We start from the raw sequence: 17,763 nt of genomic DNA, 5'->3' as shown, positions 1-17,763 counted from the left end.
TGCCAGAATTGCAAAAACGGTGCAAAAACATTGCTAAAACGGTCGCAAACCGGTTGGAAAGGCGGCCGCGTTGTCTGCAGCGCGTGCCACATGCGCCATGCGTGGATAAATGAATTCCGCTGCAGATATGGTAGCAAATATAAATCGGAAATGCGGTTGTTGGCGTATTGAAAGCGCTTTTAAGGGCAATGTCGAGCGGTCGCCGGAATGTGTTGAACGGCCGCGCGGTGTGTCGAGCCGCGCGGCGCGCGGCCTGGGCGGCCCGCCGCGCCGCCGGCCGCCGCCCGGTGCGGCGTTGCGTTTACGCGAAACCCCGCGGATTCGACGACTGCCAGCGCCAGTGATCGGCGCACATCCGTTCGATTCCGTATTCGGCCTGCCAGCCGAGCAGCTGCCTCGCCGCCGCCGGATCGGCGAAGCACGACGCGACGTCGCCGGGGCGGCGCCCGACGATCTCATACGGCACCTTGCGGCCGCTGGCCTGCTCGAACGCGCGTACCACGTCGAGCACGCTGTAGCCGCGGCCGGTGCCCAGATTCACGACGAAGCCGCGGTCGAGCCGCGCGAGCGCGTCGAGCGCCGCGAGATGGCCGCGCGCGAGATCGACGACGTGGATGTAATCGCGCACGCCGGTGCCGTCCGGCGTGTCGTAGTCGCCGCCGAATACGCGCAGCGTCTGCAGCTTGCCGACCGCGACCTGGGCGACGTACGGCATCAGGTTGTTCGGGATGCCGGCCGGATCTTCGCCGATGCGCCCGCTCTCGTGCGCGCCGACCGGATTGAAGTAGCGCAGCGTCGCGATGCGCCAGCTGGGGTCCGCGCGTTCGAGGTCGCGCAGGATCTGCTCGGCGATCAGCTTGGTCTGCCCGTACGGGTTCGTTGCGGAGAGCGGGAACGATTCGTCGATCGGCGAGCGTTCCGGCACGCCGTAGACGGTGGCCGACGAACTGAACACCACCTGCTTCACGTTGCGCTCGCGCATCACGCGCAGCAGCACGAGCAGGCTGTCGAGATTGTTCGCATAGTATTCGAGCGGCTTCTCGACCGATTCGCCCACGGCCTTCAGCGCCGCGAAGTGGATCGCGCCGCTCACCGGGTGCGCGTCGAAGATGCGCGCGAGCGCGGTTTCGTCGCGCGCGTCGGCTTCGTAGAAGGCGAGCGTCTTGCCGGTGATCTCGCCGATGCGCCGGATCGATTCGCGGCGGCTGTTGACGAGGTTGTCGATCACGACGACGTCGTAGCCGCCGTTCAGCAGTTCGACACAGGTGTGCGAACCGATGAAGCCCGCGCCGCCGGTTACCAGAATCGTGCCTTTCGTGGTCATGCTGTGCTCCGTCAAAGTGAAACGCCAGTCAGTGTGCGAATCAGGTCAGTGTACCGGTGGATCACGTCGCGCTCGTCGAATTCCGCTGCGACCTTCTGCCGGCCGCGCTCGCCCATCGCGCGGCGCGCGTCGGGCGAGAGATCGAGCATGCGCGCGAGCGCGTCCGCGAGGCTCGCGGCGTCGCGCGCCGCGCACAGCAGCCCGTTGACGCCGTCGGCGACGACTTCGCGGCAGCCCGGCACGTCGGTGGCGACGATCGGCCGGCCCATCGCGGCCGCTTCCATCAGCGTGCGCGGCACGCCCTCGCGGTACGACGGCAGCACGACGCAGTCTGCGTCGGCGATGAATGGCCGCACGTCGTGCGCTTCGCCCAGGTATTCGATCGCGCCTTCGCGCTCCCACGCGGCGACTTTATCGCGGGTGATCGCGCTCGGATTGTCGACGCCGACCGGCCCGAGCAGCCGGAAGCGCGCGTGCGGGTAGCGCGCGCGCAGGCGCCGCGCGGCTTCGACGTACTCGCCGACGCCCTTGTCCCACAGCAGCCGCCCGATCAGCACGAACGCGAACGCGGGCCGCGCGGGCAGCGGCGCACAGGCGAACTGGCCGAGGTCGACGCCCTCGCCGTGCAGCAGGCGCGCGCGCTCCGGATGGGCCAGCAGACGCTGGGCGCGGAACGCGTCGAGATCGTCGCGATTCAGGAACCAGACTTCGCGTGGAAAGCGGAACGCGACACGGTACAGCCATTTTGCAATCCGGGCCGCGCGGCTGGCCTGGATGAACACATAGCCAAGCCCGGTCGTCACCGCCACCGACGGCACGCGCGCGAGCCACGCCGCGATCGAGCCGTAGATGTTCGGCTTGATCGTGTAATGAAAGACCAGGTGCGGGCGCAGCGTGCGGTAATGGCGATAGAGCGCCCACAGCGTGCCGAGATCCTCGCGCGGGCGCGTGCCTTTCGACGCGACCGGCAGCGCGATGCAGCGGCAGCCCATCTGCACGAGCAGCGCGAACGTGCGATCGGGCGGAGCGAGCACGACGACCTCCACGCCGCGCGCGACGAGCGTGCGGATCAGGCCCTGCCGGTACGTATAGATCGCCCATGCGGTGTTGCAGACGAGGATGATGCGCAAGGGTGCATTCGGCTTCATGGCGATCCGGTGAAGGCTGCGTGGCGGGGAGGCGCGGCCACGCGGCGCGGGCGCGTGTGCGGCACAGCGCGCGCGGGGATGCCGCTGTGCGGCGCGATCGTGCGCGCGCTCATGCGGAATGTCCGCGGCGCGCCGCGAAAAGCCGCCGCTTCAGACCCTGAAGCGCGCGATACGGCGTGACGAAATGCAGCAGGTTCTTTGCGAGTCCTAACCAGTCGTAGGGATTGAGCGCGTTGAAGTAACGCAGTTGCAGGCGCAACGTCGACACGATCTGGCGGCGTCGCCGCGTCGCGCTGATGCCGCCTTCGTTCAGCTCGTAGTACAGGCCGAGTTCGGGCAGGTTCGCGCAGTCGTAGCGCGCCATCAGGCGCAGGAACAGGTCGAGGTCCTCGGCCGAGCGGTAGTCGGCGCGATAGTTGCCGACCTCGCGCACCGCGTCGACGCGCAGCATCATCGACGGATGCGCGAGGCAACTGCGGTAGAAGCGCTGCCGGCGGATCGCGGCGGGTGCGGCGGGCGGGCGCAGCATGAACAGCGGCGCGCCGTCGCGCGCGACGACCTGGGTCCACATGCCGAGCCCCGCGATGCCGGGGTGCGCCTCCATCCACGCGCGCTGTTTCGCGAGCCGCTGCGGCGCCGCGAGATCGCCTGCGTCGATGCGCGCCGCGTAGCGCACGCCGCGCGCGGCGAGCGCCTCGATGCCCGCCCGCAGCGCGGCCTCGATGCCGCCGTTGCGCGGCATGCGCAGCACGTCGATCGCGAGGTTCGGCAGCGCGGGCGCGACGATCGGCGGCGTGCTGCCGTCGTCGACGATCAGCACGCGCACCGGCGCGTCCTCGCGAAACGACGCGAGCGTGCGTTCGAGATCGGCCTGCCCGTTGTACGCGGGGATCAGCACGGCGACGTCGTCGAGCGTGGCGGCGGGAGCGGACGTCATGAGCGCAGCCTGAAGCGGATGTAATAGAGGTTGACCGAGGCGGCCGCGAGGTAGCCGCACGCGAGCCCGACCAGCGCGCCATACGCGCCGAGCCGCGGAATTGCCGCCAGATTGGCCGCGAACGCGACGGCGAGCGCGAGCAGCCACTTCGCGAGCAGCACGTACCTCGCCTGGTACTTCAGCACGACGAGGTTGCCGATCGCTTCGATGCCGGCGGGCACCGACAGCCAGACCGCCCAGCGGAAGATGCCGATTGCGCTGTCGTACGCGGGCCCGAACACGCGATGCACGATCGGCGCGGCAAGCAGGTCGAGCACCAGCGCGCCGCCGGTCATCAGCGCGGCGGCGAGCGCGGTGAGCCGCAGCAGGTTGCGGCGCAGCCGGTGCGGCTCCTGCACCCGGTAGACGAACGCGGGCGCGATGGTTTGCGCGAGCATCAGCGCGAGCGCGATCCAGTTCTCGTTCAGTTGCTGCGCGGCCGAATAGCGGCCCAGATCCGCGAACGAGATGGCCCGTTCGAGCATCAGGCGATCGAGCTTCAGGAACAGGTACATGCAGATGAGCCCGAGCCAGAACACCGTGCCCGCGCTCGCGAAGTGGCGCAGCAGCCCGCGCTCGACATGCCAGCCGAGCCGGCCGCCGTGGCGGCGCCGGTAATAGACGACGAGCACCGCGCCGATCGCCGCGGATTCGAGCGCCCACAGCCAGCCGAAGCGGGCCGGCGCCACGGCTGCGTGGGCGAGCAGCGCGACGAGCGCCGCCTTCGCGAGCGCGGTGCTCATGCTCGTGAGCAGCTGCGGCTTGCTGTACGTCATGCTCTGCAGCCACGCGTTGATCAGGCCGACGAACGGTTCGCGAAACAGCATCGTGACCGCGAGGCCGGCGAGCATTGCGCCGACGAGCGGGTCCGTCGCGCCCGCGGCGATGCCCGTCCACGTGAGGAGCAGCGCGACGACCGCCACCCCGAAGCGCAGCGCGAACGCACTGCCGAGCACGGTGCCGAGCTGCGCGGGCGGCCGGTTGACGATGGTCGGCACCAGAATCTCCGCGCCGCACACCCAGGTGAGCGGCGAGAGCACCAGCAGCAGCGTGTTCGCGTATTGCCATTTGCCGAACGTAGCCGGCCCGAAATAGCGTGCGAGCACGCCGCTGATCGCGATCGCGACGCCGATCTGCGTGGTGCGTTCGAGCCCGAGCCAGACGATGTTGGCGAACGCGCGCGTGATGTCGGGATGCGCGAGACGGCCGGACAGGCGCAGGCGCATGCGCGTCAGCATCGGCCCGCCGCGCGCGCGCCCGGCCGGGCGTGCGCGTGCCGCCGGGCACGCGGCGTGCTGGCCGATGCGGCGGCCCGTTGCGCCACGCAGGGCGGCAACGCTGTGAGGGGAGGGCGTCCAGGCATTAGAATAGGGGGCGGCAACGCGTGACGGAGAGGCGCAATTATAAGTTGGATCACCCGCCGGACACACCGGGGTCCCGGCACGAACGCTGCAGGGCGTTCTCCGACGAGGGCCGGCGCCGCAGCGCGCCGGTCAGATTTTTCATCGCAGGCAAGTGAGCCCATCATGATTTCCCAATCCATCTTCAAGGCATATGACATTCGCGGCGTCATCGGCAAGACGCTCGACGACGAGGCCGCCAGGCTGATCGGCCGTGCGTTCGGCAGCGAAGTGCGGGCGCAGGGCGGCGACGCGGTCGTCGTCGCGCGCGACGGCCGCCTGTCGGGCCCCGGTCTCATCGTGGCGCTCGCGGACGGTCTGCGCGCCGCGGGCGTCGACGTGGTCGACGTCGGCATGGTGCCGACGCCGGTCGGCTATTTCGCGGCGAGCGTGCCGCTCGACCTGCCAGGCGGCGCGCGGCGCGTCGATTCATGCATCGTCGTGACCGGCAGCCACAATCCGCCCGACTACAACGGCTTCAAGATGGTGCTGCGCGGCGCGGCGATCTACGGCGAGCAGATCCAGGCGCTGTACCAGCGCATCGCGGCAAGCGACTTCGCGAGCGGCGCCGGCGGCTATGCCCGCTACGACATCGCCGACACGTACCTCGCACGCATCGTCGGCGACATCCGGCTCGCGCGGCCGCTGAAGCTCGTCGTCGACACCGGCAACGGCGTGGCGGGCGGCCTCGCGCCGAAGCTCTTTCGCGCGCTCGGCTGCGAGCTGGTCGAGCTGTTCACCGAGATCGACGGCACCTTCCCGAATCACCATCCCGACCCCGCGCATCCGGAGAACCTGCAGGATGTGATCCGCGCGCTGCGCGAAACCGATGCGGAGATCGGCTTCGCGTTCGACGGCGACGGCGACCGTCTCGGCGTCGTCACGAAGGACGGCCAGATCATCTACCCGGACCGCCAGCTGATGCTGTTCGCCGAGGACGTGCTGTCGCGCAACCCGGGCGCGCAGATCATCTACGACGTGAAGTGCACGCGCAATCTCGCGACGTGGGTGAAGGACAAGGGCGGCGTGCCCGTGATGTGGAAGACCGGCCACTCGCTCGTGAAGGCGAAGCTGCGCGAGACGGGTGCGCCGCTCGCCGGCGAAATGAGCGGGCACGTGTTCTTCAAGGACCGCTGGTACGGTTTCGACGACGGCCTTTACACCGGTGCGCGGCTGCTCGAAATCCTCGCGCGCGTGGCCGACCCGAGCGCGCTGCTCAACGGGCTGCCGAACTCGCGCGCGACGCCGGAGCTGCAGCTCAAGCTCGAAGAGGGCGAGAACTTCGCGCTGATCGCGCGGCTGCAGAAGAGCGCGACGTTTCCCGGCGCCGACGAGGTCGTGACGATCGACGGCTTGCGCGTCGAGTACCCGGACGGCTTCGGTCTCGCGCGCTCGTCGAACACGACGCCGGTGGTCGTGATGCGCTTCGAGGCCGACAGCGACGCGGCGCTCGCGCGCATCCAGGCGGACTTCCGCCGCGTGATCCTCGCGGAGAAGCCGGACGCGCAACTGCCGTTCTGAGCGCGGGTTGCCCCGCACGACGCGGCGCGGGTGGCGGACCCGCGCCGCGTTTTTGCATGCGGGCCGCGCGCGGCGCGCTAGAATTGCAGACCTTTTTCTGCATCTTCAGGCCCGGTGGCCGTCTTTCCAGTGTTGAGCGTGCAAAAGATCCTGATCGTGCGAGTGTCGTCGCTGGGCGACGTCGTCCACAACATGCCGGTGATCGCCGACATTCGTCGCCGCCATCCCGATGCGCAGATCGACTGGCTCGTCGAGGAGAGCTTCGTGCCGCTCGTGCAGCTGGTCGCCGGCGTCCATCGCGCGGTGCCGGTGTCGCTGCGGCGCTGGCGCAAGCGCCTGCTGTCGGCGGCAAACTGGCGCGAGATCGGCGCGTTCCGGCGCGCGCTGGCCGCCGAACGCTACGACCTCGTGATCGACTGCCAGGGGCTCATCAAGACCGCATGGGTCGCGGGCATGGCGCGCGGGCCGGTGGTCGGCCTCGCGAACCGCACGGAGGGCGCGGGCTTCGAATGGCCGGTGCGCTTCTTCTACGACCGGCGCGTGCCGATCGCGCCGCGCACGCACGTGGTCGAGCGCACCCGCCAGCTGGTGGCCGCGGCGCTCGGCGATCCGCCGCCGCAGCCGGACGACGAGATCGACTTCGGGCTCGACACCGGCCGCGCGGCGCTCGCGCTGTCCGAGGCGGATCTGAACCTGCCGGTGCCCTACGTGGTGTTCGTGCACGCGACCTCGCGCGCCGACAAGGAGTGGCCGCAAGCCGCATGGATCGAGCTTGGCGAGGCGCTGGTGCGGCGCGGCGCCTCGCTCGTGCTGCCGTGGGGCAGCGACGCCGAGCGGGCGACGAGCGAGCGGCTCGCGCGCGCGTTCGGCGGCGCGGCGATCGTGCCGCCCCGGCTGTCGCTGCCGGCGGTGGTCGGCCTGCTCGACGGGGCGGCCGCCACGGTCGGGGTTGACACCGGTCTGGTTCACATCGCCGCAGCGCTGAAGCGGCCGACGGTCGAGTTGTACAATTTCGCGACCGCGTGGCGCACCGGCGGCTACTGGTCGCCGAACGTCGTCAATCTCGGCACGGCCGGGCAGCCGCCGGCACTGCCGCAGGTCCGCGCCGCGCTGGCCGGCTTCGGGCTGCTGTAGGACGCGCCGCGCGTGGCCGCCGCGCAGCGCGCCTGAATCACGCTATCCGCTATCAAGGGCGACCATGAACGAAACCCAGATCATCGAAGTCGCAAGCGCCGACTGGCACGGACAGCATCTGTCCGTGCCGCGCGAGACGCTGCTCGCGGGCGTCGAGCGCGGCAAGGTGCTGTACTTCCCGAATCTGCGCTTCGCGATCGAAGGCGGCGAGCGGGCGCTGCTCGACCCGGCGCTCGCCGACCCGAAGCGCAAGAACATCAGTCTCGAACCGGATGGCGGTGCGCTGCACGGCGTCGCTGGCGACGCGGTCACGCAGTCGGCGGTGCGCGCGCTGATCGCCCGCTATCAGGCCGGCGCGCGCACGCTCGTCGACGGGCTGTTTCCCGAATATGCGGGCAAGCTGCGCGTCGCGCCGACCAGCCTGCGGCTGCATCAGGTCGAGACGCGCGAGACCTCGTGGCGCAAGGACGACAGCCGGCTGCACGTCGACGCGTTTCCGTCGCGGCCGAATTACGGCGAGCGGATCCTGCGCGTGTTCACCAACGTGAACCCGCACGGCGCGCCGCGCGTGTGGCGCGTCGGCGAACCGTTCGAGGACATGGCGCAACGCTTCCTGCCGCGGATCAAGGCGCCGCTGCCGGGCTCCGCGTGGCTGATGAACCTGCTGCACGTGACGAAGTCGCCGCGCAGCGAATACGACCATCTGATGCTGCATCTGCACGACAGCATGAAGGCCGATCCCGATTACCAGCAGAACAGTCCGCAGCAGACCATGCCGTTTCCGCCCGGCAGCGTGTGGGTGTGCTTTTCGGACCAGACTTCGCACGCGGTGATGGCCGGCCAGTTCATGATGGAGCAGACCTTCTTCCTGCCGGTCAAGGCCATGGCACAGCCCGAGTGCGCGCCGCTCGGCATTCTGGAACGCCTGAAGGGCAGGGCGCTGGTTTGAGCGCCGGCCATCCCGCCTGCGCCGGCGCGCCCGCCTGTCCGTCTGCCTGCCTGCTTGCCTGTGCGTCTGCCTGCGCGCTTGCCTGCGCGTCTGCCTGTGCATTTGCCTGCGCGCTCGTCTGCGTGATGTGCGGCGCTCGCCGTCCGGGCGCGGAGGGCGGATGCTGAGATTCGTCTATCGCGCGCTGTGGATGCTCGTCGCGCCGCTCGCCGTCCTGCGTCTGCTGATCCGCTCGCGCAAGGAGCGCGGCTACCGGCTGCACATCGGCGAGCGCTTCGGCCATGCGCGGGGCCGTCTGCCGGAGGACGACGCGCCGCTCGTCTGGGTGCATGCGGTGTCGGTCGGCGAGACGCGCGCCGCGCAGCCGCTGATCGAGGCGCTGATGCAGGCGCGCCCCGACGCGCGCATCCTGCTCACGCACATGACGCCGAGCGGACGCATGACCGGCGAGCAGCTGTTCGGCGAGCGCGTGCTGCGCTGCTATCTGCCGTACGACATGCCCGGCGCGGTACGCCGCTTCCTGCGTGCATGGCGCCCCGCGCTCGGACTCGTGATGGAGACCGAAGTCTGGCCCACGCTGATCGACGAATGCCGTCGCGCCGATGTGCCGCTCGTGCTCACCAACGCGCGGATGTCGGCGCGCTCGTTTCGTCGCGCGGCGCGCTTCGGGCGCGCGACGCGCGACGTGTTCGGCGGGTTCGCGCGCGTGCTGGCGCAGTCTCCCGCCGACGCGGAGCGGTTGCGCACGCTCGGCGCGCGCAACGTGGCGGTGCTCGGCAACCTGAAATTCGACATGAGCGCGCCGCCCGAGCTGGCCGCGCGCGGCCATGCGTGGCGCAGCGCGATCGGCGCGCGGCCGGTGTGGGTCGCGGCGAGCACGCGCGAGGGCGAGGAAGCGCTCGTGCTGCAGGCATTCGCGGCGCTCGGCATCGAGGATGCGCTGCTGATCCTCGTGCCGCGCCACCCGCAGCGCTTCAACGAGGTCGCGGCGCTGCTGCAGAAGTCCGGCTTGCACAGCATGCGCCGCTCGGTCTGGGCGCCGGCGGCGAGCGGCGCCGCGCCGGCAGCCGCGCTGCGGCCGTTGCCGGCCGACGTGACGGTGCTGCTCGGCGACTCGATGGGCGAACTCGGCGCGTATTACGCGGCGGCGGACCTTGCGTTCATCGGCGGCAGCCTGTTGCCGCTCGGCGGGCAGAATCTGATCGAAGCGTGCGCAGTCGGGGTGCCGGTGCTGATCGGGCCGCACGTGTTCAACTTCGCGCAAGCCACCGCGGACGCGCTGGCGGCCGGCGCCGCCGCGCAGGTGCAGGACCCCGCGGAACTGGCGCGCACGCTGCGCGAACTGTTCGCGGACAAGCCGCGCCGCGTCGCGATGGGCGCGGCGGCTTCGGCGTTCGCCGCGCGCCATCGCGGCGCGACCGCGCGAACGGTGGACGTGCTGACGGCGCTGCTGCCCGGCTGACCGCGCGGACCGCGCTGATCCCGGCGACCCGGCGACCCGGCGACCCGGCGACCCGGCGACCCGGTGACCCGGTGACCCGGTGACCCGGTGACCCGGCTGACCCCGCCGCACGCCGCACGCCGCACGCCGCACGCCGCACGCCGCGCGCCGCACGCCGCGTGCGCGTCAGACCGTCAGCAGCCCTTTCTTCTCGATGAAGGCGATCACCTGATCGAGACCGTCGAGCGCTTTCAGGTTGCACATCACGAACGGCCGCTCGCCGCGCATCTTCTTCGTGTCCGAGGCCATCACGTCGAGGTTCGCGCCCACCAGCGGCGCGAGGTCCGTCTTGTTGATCACGAGCAGGTCCGACTTCGTGATGCCGGGGCCGCCCTTGCGCGGAATCTTCTCGCCGCCCGCGACGTCGATCACGTAGATCGTGAGGTCGGACAGCTCCGGGCTGAAGGTGGCCGCGAGATTGTCGCCGCCGGATTCGATGAAGACGATGTCGGCGTCGGGAAAGCGCGCGAGCATCCGGTCGACCGCTTCGAGATTGATCGACGCGTCTTCGCGGATCGCCGTGTGCGGGCAGCCGCCCGTCTCGACGCCCATGATGCGTTCGGCCGGCAGCGCGCCCGCCACGGTCAGCAGACGCTGGTCCTCCTTCGTGTAGATGTCGTTGGTGATCGCGACGAGGTCGTAGCGATCGCGCATCGCCTTGCAGAGCATTTCGAGCAGCGTGGTCTTGCCGGAGCCGACCGGACCGCCGACGCCCACGCGTAGCGGCGGCAGTTTCTTCGTGCGGGGAGCGGGGGTGTGCGGGGATGCGTTCATGGCTGTACGGGTCTAGGAACGAAAAAGCCGCGAGTACTGCGACTCGTGATGCGCCGACAGGATGCCCAGGTGCGGCGCGAAGGTGACGATGTCATCGGGGGCGGTCGCGCAGGCGTGCGCGACCGCCGCGTCGATCTGGCCGCGCAGCGCGACGAGGATGCGCTGCCCGGCAAGCTGGCCGAGCGGCACGGCCTTCAGCGCGGCGGCCGTCTGGTTTTCGACCCAGCTGAACGCGTAGGCCGCGAGCGCGGCGTCGACAGGCACGTCGTGCGCGAACGCGGCGAACGCGAACGCGGTGGGCTGCGCGAGCGGCGTGAGCGCGGCGAGCGTCGCGCGCCGCGCCGCATCGCCCCATTCGAGCGATACGCACAGTTGCCGCAGCGACCAGCCCATCTGCTCGGTCTCGCGGCGCAGCTCGGCGGACTCGCGGCTCGCCAGAAATGCGCGGTTGGCGCAGCCGAGCGCGGCGGCGTCGTGCGCCTGCCAGTGCGCGATCTGGTGCGCGAGCACCGGCAACTCGCCCGCGGCGAGCACGCTGGCAAGGCCGCTTGCGATCCAGTCGCGCGCGCTGTCGGCGTCGGTGACGAGGCCCGCCTCGATCGCCGCTTCGAGCCCCTGGGAATAGCTGAACGCGCCAATCGGCAGCGCAGGCGAAGCGAGATGCAGCAGCGCGGTGAGTTCAGCGAGACGCATGCTGCGGATCCGCGTGCGCGCAGTCGCATCCGTCGTGCTCGTGCGGGCGGGCATGCGCGTGGTCGTGCGGGTGATCGTGCGCGTGAGCATGACCATGATCGTGCGCGTGATCATGCCCGTGCGCGTGTCCGTGATGCTCGTCGTACACCTGTTGCGCGAGTGCGTAATCCTCGGCGAAGGTTTCGTCGTGCCCATGGCGATGACCGCCGCCGTACGCGCCCGCTTCGGGCTGGAACGGCGCGCTCGCGCGCTCGACGGTGGCGCCGACGCGCGTCAGCATGTCCGCGAGCACCGGGTCGTCTTCGAGCTTCAGCGCGTGGGCGCCGACTTCCACCGGCGTATGCCGGTTGCCCAGATGATAGGCTGCGCGCGTGAGCGTGAGCGCATCGGGCGCGCGCACGATCAGCACCGCCTGAGGCGCGGCCACCACGCGCACGAGCCCGCCGTCGTCGGCGACCAGCAGGTCGCCGTCGCGCAGCACGGTGCCGCGCGGCAGCAGCACGGCGACCGCTTCGCCGCTGTCGAGCGTCGCGGCGAGGCGGCTCTTGCGGCGCGCGTCGAAATCGAGCGTGAGGGTCGGCGCGCGCTTCACGAGCACCGGTGCGAGTCGCGCGTTCGCCGCGAGACGTTTGTCGAGCGTGCGCATCGTCTAGAACAGGAAATAGCGTTGCGCCATCGGCAGCACCGAGGCGGGCTCGCAGGTGAGCAACTGGCCGTCGGCGATCACCTGGTAGGTTTCCGGATCGACGCTGATGGCCGGGCGCCACGCGTTGTGGATCATGTCGGCCTTCGTCACGTGGCGGCAGTGCCTGACCGGCACGATGCGCTTTGCGAGGCCGTAACGCGCCGCGATGCCGGCTTCCTCGGCCAGCTGCGACACGAAGGTGAGCGAGGTGCGCGCGAGCGCGCCGCCGCGCGTCGCGAACATGTCGCGGTAGTGCACCGGCTGCGGCGTCGGGATCGATGCGTTCGGGTCGCCCATCTGCGCCATCGCGATCATGCCGCCCTTCAGGATCAGCGACGGCTTGATGCCGAAGAACGCCGGCTCCCAGAACACCAGATCGGCCCACTTGCCCGGTTCGATGGAACCGACTTCGTGCGCGATGCCGTGCGTGAGCGCCGGATTGATCGTGTACTTCGCGACATAGCGCTTCGCGCGGAAGTTGTCGTGCCGCGCGGTGTCTTCGGACAGCGCGCCGCGCTGCACCTTCATCTTGTGCGCGGTTTGCCACGTGCGGATGATCACCTCGCCGACGCGCCCCATCGCCTGCGAATCGGACGACACCATCGACAGCGCGCCGAGATCGTGCAGGATGTCCTCGGCGGCGATCGTCTCGCGGCGGATCCGCGATTCGGCGAACGCGATGTCCTCGGCGATCGACGGGTCGAGGTGATGGCACACCATCAGCATGTCCAGATGCTCGTCGAGCGTGTTCACCGTGTACGGCCGCGTCGGATTGGTCGACGACGGCAGCACGTTCGCCTCGCCGCACACCTTGATGATGTCCGGCGCGTGGCCGCCGCCGGCGCCTTCCGTGTGGTACGTGTGGATCGTGCGGCCCTTGAACGCGGCGACCGTCGCCTCGACGAAGCCGGCCTCGTTCAGCGTGTCGGTGTGGATCGCGACCTGGGTGTCGGTGTCGTCGGCGACCGACAGGCAGGTGTCGATGGCCGCCGGCGTCGTGCCCCAGTCCTCGTGCAGCTTCAGGCCGATCGCGCCGGCGCGGATCTGCTCGACGAGCGGCTCGGCCTGGCTTGCATTGCCCTTGCCGAGGAAGCCGAGATTCATCGGGTAGCCGTCGGCGGCCTGCAGCATCCGTTCGAGATGCCACGGTCCCGGCGTGCAGGTGGTCGCGTTGGTGCCGGTGGCCGGGCCAGTGCCGCCGCCGAGCATCGTCGTCACGCCGCTCGCGAGCGCTTCGTCGATCTGCTGCGGGCTGATGAAGTGGATGTGCGAATCGATGCCGCCCGCGGTGACGATGAGCCCCTCGCCCGCGATCACCTCGGTCGCCGCGCCGATCGCGATCGTCACGCCGGGCTGGATGTCCGGATTGCCGGCCTTGCCGATCGCCGCGATGCGGCCGTCCTTGATGCCGATGTCGGCCTTCACGATGCCCCAGTGATCGAGGATCACCGCGTTCGTGACGACCGTGTCGGCCACCTCGGCGGCGACGCGCTGCGACTGGCCCATGCCGTCGCGGATCACCTTGCCGCCGCCGAATTTCACCTCTTCGCCGTAGATCGTGTAATCGCGCTCGACTTCGATCAGCAGCTCGGTGTCGGCGAGGCGCACGCGATCGCCGGTCGTGGGGCCGAACATTTCCGCATACGCGCGGCGGCCAATACGTAAGGTCATGATGTGCGTTCCGCAGAGAAGCGAGGGACGGAGCCGCGTTACAGCGGTCCCATCACCTTGCCGTTGAAGCCGTAGACGATGCGCGCGCCCGCCAGCGCGACCAGCTCGACCGTGCGCGACTGGCCGGGCTCGAAGCGCACCGCGGTGCCGGCCGCGATATTCAGCCGGAAACCGCGCGCGGCTTCGCGCTCGAAGCTGAGCGCCGGATTCACTTCGTAGAAGTGGTAATGCGAGCCGACCTGCACGGGCCGGTCGCCGGTGTTCGACACCGTGAGCACGCAGGTCGGGCGGCCGGCGTTCAACTCGTGCTCGCCGTCGTCCGTGAGAATTTCGCCGGGAATCATCGGGGCTCCGGAGCGCAGTCAGGGAATCGGATGATGGACAGTGACGAGCTTGGTGCCGTCGGGAAAGGTCGCCTCGACCTGGATGTCGGGGATCATCTCCGGTACGCCGTCCATCACGTCCTCGCGCGTGAGCAGCGTGGTGCCGAAGTGCATCACCTCGGCGACGGTCTTGCCGTCGCGCGCCGCTTCCATCAGCGCGGCCGTGATGAACGCGACCGTTTCCGGGTAGTTCAGCTTCAGGCCGCGTGCGCGACGGCGCTCGGCGAGCAGCGCGGCGGTGAAGATCAGGAGCTTGTCCTTTTCGCGGGGTGTCAGCTTCATCGGGAATGTCGGTGTCTTCGGGTGCCGGTTCGCGGGAGGCAGGCGGCGCGTATGCCCGCTGCCGCCCGCTGCGCGACAAGCTTATAGCAGGTTGGCACGAAAAGGTATCGAGCGTCTTCCAAGTCTTTCGGACTGCTTTCTATATTCTTTCTTTAAACTTTCTTTGTGCGTGCGGCCGCCTGCATTGCGTGCGCCGCTTACAGGTTCGCCGGCAGCGGCGTGCCGAACCACTTCTTCGACAGCGCGTCGAGCGCGCCGTCGGTCCGGGCTTGTGTGAGGATCGCGTCGACCTTCGCGAGCAGGCGCGGCTCGCCCTTGTTCAGCCCGACGTAGCACGGCGAATCCTTGATGACGAATTTCGGCTCCAGCGCGCGCGGCGGATGCTTCGCGTTGATCGCTGCCGCGACCACGTTGCCGGCTGCGATCAGCTGCACCTGGCCGGACAGGTAGGCCTCGATCGTTGCGTTGTTGTCCTCGTAGCGCTTGATCGTCGCGTTCGGCGCCATCTTCGTGAGCGCGAGTTCTTCGAGCGCGCCGCGCGTCGCGCCGACGGTCTTGCCGGTGAGGTCGGCCGGCCCGCTCACCTTCAGGCCGGCCGGACCGAACACGCCCTGGTAGTACGGCGCATAGGCCACCGAGAAGTCGATCACTTTCGCGCGGTCCGGCGTCTTGCCGAGCGACGAGATCACGAGATCGACCTTGTTCGTCTGCAGGTACGGAATGCGGTTGGCGCTGTTGACCGGCACGAGCTGCAGCTTCACGTGCAGCGATTTCGCGAGCAGCGCGGCCGTGTCGATGTCATAGCCTTGCGGCTGCATGTCGGGGCCGACCGAGCCGAACGGCGGATAGTCGTCGGGCACGGCAACCTTCAGCACGCCGGTTTTGACGATCTGGTCGAGGTCGTCGGCATGAGCCGAGGGGGCGCCGAGCGCGAGAAGGGGCAATGCGGCGAGGGCCGCGAGCCAGTGGCGGCGCGCGCGGCGGGGATGGAGTGCGTTCATGTGGGAGCGGTCGTGTGGTCGGATGGGGGCGAAGGGGCCTCTTCGGGCAGCCGTCATCGTGCGGCCGCCGCGTGGTGCATCATCGAGCAAGCCGCGTGCCATGCTGGTGCGACGGGCTCGACGCGGCGTTTGACGGCGCGGAGCACCACGATGGCGCGCGCCGCTGCGCCAAGCTGGTGCGCGCGCGATCCGGCTGGCGCGCGGCCCGGGTGGGGTGGTGGGGCGGGCGGCGCGGGTTGGGCAGGTTGGGCAGGCAGGCCGGGTAGGGCAAACAGGGCAAACAGGGCAAGCAGGGCAAGCAGGGCAAGCAGGGCAAGCAGGGCAAGCAGGGCAAACAGGGCAAGCAGGGCAAACAGGGCAAACAGGGCAAACAGGGCAAACAGGGCAAACAGGGCAAGCAGGGCAGGCAGGGCAGGTGGGACGCATGGCCGGCTGAGCGGCACGTGACCCAGCCCGTGCGGCGTGCGCCGCTCAGGTCGTCCAAAGACGCAGCGGCACCGCCTCGACCTGATGCACGAGCGGGCGCAGCGCGAGCCAGCAGGCGGTGAGCGCCTGCTGCAGCGGTTCCATCGACTGCGCGAGCGCGCGCACCAGCAGCACGCCGGGACTCACGCACGAGGCGGCGGCGCGGACCGCGCCGTCATACGGCAGCGTGGCGGTGAGATGCTCGGCGAGCGCGTCGTCGCAGGCGGGTCCGACCGCCCACAGCGTGCCCCATGCCGGGAAGCCGGCGAGGCCTTGCGGCGCGTCGCGCAACGCGGCGTCGGCGGCGAGCCGGGTGCGTTCGAGCCACAGCAGTTCGCCGTCCGGTCCGACGATGCGCGACACCGCGCGCAGCGCGCCCGCCGACCAGCGTTCGCCGGCGGCCTGGCGGCCAAGCTGCGTCGCTTCCCAGCCGAGCGCGGTGGCGCCCTCGGCGAGCGTCAGCGTGAAGTCGAGCGACGCGTGCGTGGCGTCGAACACGATGTTGTTCTGCGGCAGCCAGTCGAGCCTCGCGTGCGCGCCGACGCTCACGTTCACACGCTGGTGCGCCGGGCGCCCGTTCGACTTGTACCACTTGGTGGCGCCGGGCGTCGCGATGACGGCGTGCGTGTGCGCGTCGAGCGCGACGTCGATGTCGAGCCGGTCGCCGCCCGCGATGCCGCCCGGCGGATGCACGATCACCGCATGGCAGATTGCCGCGCCTTCGGGATAGAGCGGACGCTGCACGCGCAGCGGCCCGTCATGCCGGCGATGCGCGAGCGTCGTGCGCGCACCCTGGCGCGCGAAGCCGAGTTCGAGCCGGGCGTGCCAGGGCGCGAAGGCCGCGTCGTGCGGCATCGCAAGCGTGTCTGGGGGTTCGTGAAGCGACATGCGGTGGGCGTGAGGACGGCAATGATGGGAACAGAGGGAGCACCGGCCGTGCGCAGGCTGTGCGGGCACGCGCGCGGTGCGGCGAGCATAGCATGCGCCAGGCTGCGCGGCAGACGCGGCAAACCGCGCAAGCCGCGCAAACCGCGCAAACCGCGCAAACCGCGCAAACCGCGCAAACCGCGCAAACCGCGCAAACCGCGCAAACCGCGCAAACCGCGCAAACCGCGCAAACCGCGCAAACCGCGCAAACCCGCGCGCCGCGCGTCACACGGCGATCAGCGCGCGCACACCGTCCGCGTCCATCTCCGGTCCGTTGCCGGCCCGCACGATTTCGCCGCGCGACATCACCGCATAGGTGTCGGCGAGCGATTTCGCGAAGTCGTAGTACTGCTCGACGAGCAGGATGGCCATCTCGCCGCGCGCGGCGAGCATGCGGATCACGCGCTCGATGTCCTTGATGATCGACGGCTGGATGCCTTCGGTCGGTTCGTCGAGCACGAGCAGTTTGGGGCCGGCCGCCAGCGCCCGGGCGATCGCGAGCTGCTGTTGCTGGCCGCCCGAAAGATCGCCGCCGCGCCGGCGCAGCATCTGCTTGAGTACCGGAAAGAGCTCGAACAGTTCGTCGGGCAGCGTCGCGCTGCCGGGGCGCGTCGCGAGGCCCATCCGCAGGTTTTCCTCGACCGTCAGGCGCGCGAAGATTTCGCGGCCCTGCGGCACGTAGCCGATGCCGAGGCGCGCGCGGGCGTCGGGGCGCAGCGTATCGATGCGCTCGCCGTCGAGCGCGATGCTGCCGCTCCTGATGCCCACGACGCCCATCAGCGCCTTGAGCAGCGTCGTCTTGCCGACGCCGTTGCGCCCGAGCAGCGTGAGCACCTTGCCCTTTTCGAGTTCGAGGCTGACGTTGCGCAGGATGTGGCTGCCGCCGTAATACTGGTTGATTGCGTCGATACGCAGCATGGTTCGGTTTC

At 69.9% G+C, this 17,763-nt stretch carries 18 protein-coding genes; 4 read left to right on the top strand and 14 right to left on the bottom strand.

Annotated elements, in window-relative coordinates; translation table 11 throughout:
- Positions 1-301: 301 nt before the first annotated feature.
- The 4 genes from galE to AC3AP7_RS12395 all read right to left on the bottom strand — a co-directional run bounded on the left by galE (position 302) and on the right by AC3AP7_RS12395 (position 4,686).
- Entirely contained in the window at positions 302-1,324 is a 1,023-nt protein-coding gene (gene galE, locus AC3AP7_RS12410; RefSeq protein WP_475762596.1) for a UDP-glucose 4-epimerase GalE, read from the bottom strand.
- A gap of 11 nt (positions 1,325-1,335) precedes the next feature.
- Entirely contained in the window at positions 1,336-2,472 is a 1,137-nt protein-coding gene (locus tag AC3AP7_RS12405; protein WP_475762598.1) for a glycosyltransferase family 4 protein, read from the bottom strand.
- A gap of 109 nt (positions 2,473-2,581) precedes the next feature.
- Positions 2,582-3,409, bottom strand: coding sequence for a glycosyltransferase (locus AC3AP7_RS12400; protein ID WP_475762600.1), 828 nt, complete (start codon positions 3,407-3,409; stop codon positions 2,582-2,584).
- The gene (locus AC3AP7_RS12395) at positions 3,406-4,686 is read right to left on the bottom strand and encodes an oligosaccharide flippase family protein (RefSeq protein ID WP_475762602.1); all 1,281 of its coding nucleotides are present in this window, start codon (positions 4,684-4,686) and stop codon (positions 3,406-3,408) included. The genes AC3AP7_RS12400 and AC3AP7_RS12395 overlap by 4 nt, the downstream gene beginning before the upstream one ends.
- A gap of 288 nt (positions 4,687-4,974) precedes the next feature.
- On the opposite strand from AC3AP7_RS12395, the gene AC3AP7_RS12390 reads away from it, so the two are divergent.
- From AC3AP7_RS12390 to waaA, 4 genes are all read left to right on the top strand, one after another.
- On the top strand, positions 4,975-6,369 hold the full coding sequence (locus AC3AP7_RS12390) for a phosphomannomutase/phosphoglucomutase (protein ID WP_475762604.1): 1,395 nt from the start codon (positions 4,975-4,977) through the stop codon (positions 6,367-6,369).
- A 132-nt stretch (positions 6,370-6,501) separates the two neighbouring features.
- Entirely contained in the window at positions 6,502-7,503 is a 1,002-nt protein-coding gene (waaC, locus tag AC3AP7_RS12385) for a lipopolysaccharide heptosyltransferase I (RefSeq protein WP_475767945.1), read from the top strand.
- 64 nt (positions 7,504-7,567) lie between these two features.
- Complete coding sequence (kdoO, locus tag AC3AP7_RS12380; protein WP_475762606.1) at positions 7,568-8,452, top strand: Kdo hydroxylase KdoO; 885 nt, start codon at positions 7,568-7,570, stop codon at positions 8,450-8,452.
- Positions 8,453-8,612: 160 nt separating this feature from the next.
- Complete coding sequence (gene waaA / locus AC3AP7_RS12375) at positions 8,613-9,914, top strand: lipid IV(A) 3-deoxy-D-manno-octulosonic acid transferase (protein WP_475762608.1); 1,302 nt, start codon at positions 8,613-8,615, stop codon at positions 9,912-9,914.
- Between the two features lie 165 nt (positions 9,915-10,079).
- Here waaA and ureG read toward each other — a convergent pair whose 3' ends face one another.
- From ureG to urtE, 10 genes are all read right to left on the bottom strand, one after another.
- A complete protein-coding gene (ureG, locus tag AC3AP7_RS12370) occupies positions 10,080-10,727 on the bottom strand; it encodes an urease accessory protein UreG (protein WP_475762610.1) in 648 nt (215 codons plus the stop codon).
- A 12-nt stretch (positions 10,728-10,739) separates the two neighbouring features.
- Entirely contained in the window at positions 10,740-11,420 is a 681-nt protein-coding gene (locus tag AC3AP7_RS12365) for an urease accessory protein UreF (RefSeq protein ID WP_475762612.1), read from the bottom strand.
- On the bottom strand, positions 11,407-12,066 hold the full coding sequence (gene ureE / locus AC3AP7_RS12360; RefSeq protein WP_475762614.1) for an urease accessory protein UreE: 660 nt from the start codon (positions 12,064-12,066) through the stop codon (positions 11,407-11,409). The genes AC3AP7_RS12365 and ureE overlap by 14 nt, the downstream gene beginning before the upstream one ends.
- A gap of 3 nt (positions 12,067-12,069) precedes the next feature.
- On the bottom strand, positions 12,070-13,776 hold the full coding sequence (gene ureC / locus AC3AP7_RS12355; protein ID WP_475762616.1) for an urease subunit alpha: 1,707 nt from the start codon (positions 13,774-13,776) through the stop codon (positions 12,070-12,072).
- 38 nt (positions 13,777-13,814) lie between these two features.
- Entirely contained in the window at positions 13,815-14,120 is a 306-nt protein-coding gene (locus AC3AP7_RS12350; RefSeq protein WP_475762618.1) for an urease subunit beta, read from the bottom strand.
- 18 nt (positions 14,121-14,138) lie between these two features.
- A complete protein-coding gene (locus AC3AP7_RS12345) occupies positions 14,139-14,441 on the bottom strand; it encodes an urease subunit gamma (protein ID WP_475762620.1) in 303 nt (100 codons plus the stop codon).
- A 197-nt stretch (positions 14,442-14,638) separates the two neighbouring features.
- On the bottom strand, positions 14,639-15,442 hold the full coding sequence (locus AC3AP7_RS12340; protein ID WP_475762622.1) for a transporter substrate-binding domain-containing protein: 804 nt from the start codon (positions 15,440-15,442) through the stop codon (positions 14,639-14,641).
- A 53-nt stretch (positions 15,443-15,495) separates the two neighbouring features.
- Positions 15,496-15,885 carry a hypothetical protein gene (locus AC3AP7_RS12335; RefSeq protein ID WP_475762624.1) on the bottom strand — a complete coding sequence of 130 codons (390 nt, stop codon included), beginning with the start codon at positions 15,883-15,885 and terminating at the stop codon, positions 15,496-15,498.
- A 28-nt stretch (positions 15,886-15,913) separates the two neighbouring features.
- Positions 15,914-16,795 (bottom strand): urease accessory protein UreD, encoded by an 882-nt coding sequence (locus AC3AP7_RS12330; RefSeq protein ID WP_475762626.1) that lies wholly within the window; start codon positions 16,793-16,795, stop codon positions 15,914-15,916.
- Positions 16,796-17,059: 264 nt separating this feature from the next.
- A complete protein-coding gene (gene urtE, locus AC3AP7_RS12325) occupies positions 17,060-17,752 on the bottom strand; it encodes an urea ABC transporter ATP-binding subunit UrtE (protein WP_475762628.1) in 693 nt (230 codons plus the stop codon).
- Positions 17,753-17,763: the final 11 nt, after the last annotated feature.

The sequence above is a fragment of the Paraburkholderia sp. PAMB 6770 genome, from assembly GCF_057748135.1.
Note: the sequence above shows the minus strand (reverse complement) of the source record. Positions and strands in the feature narration are given on the sequence as shown.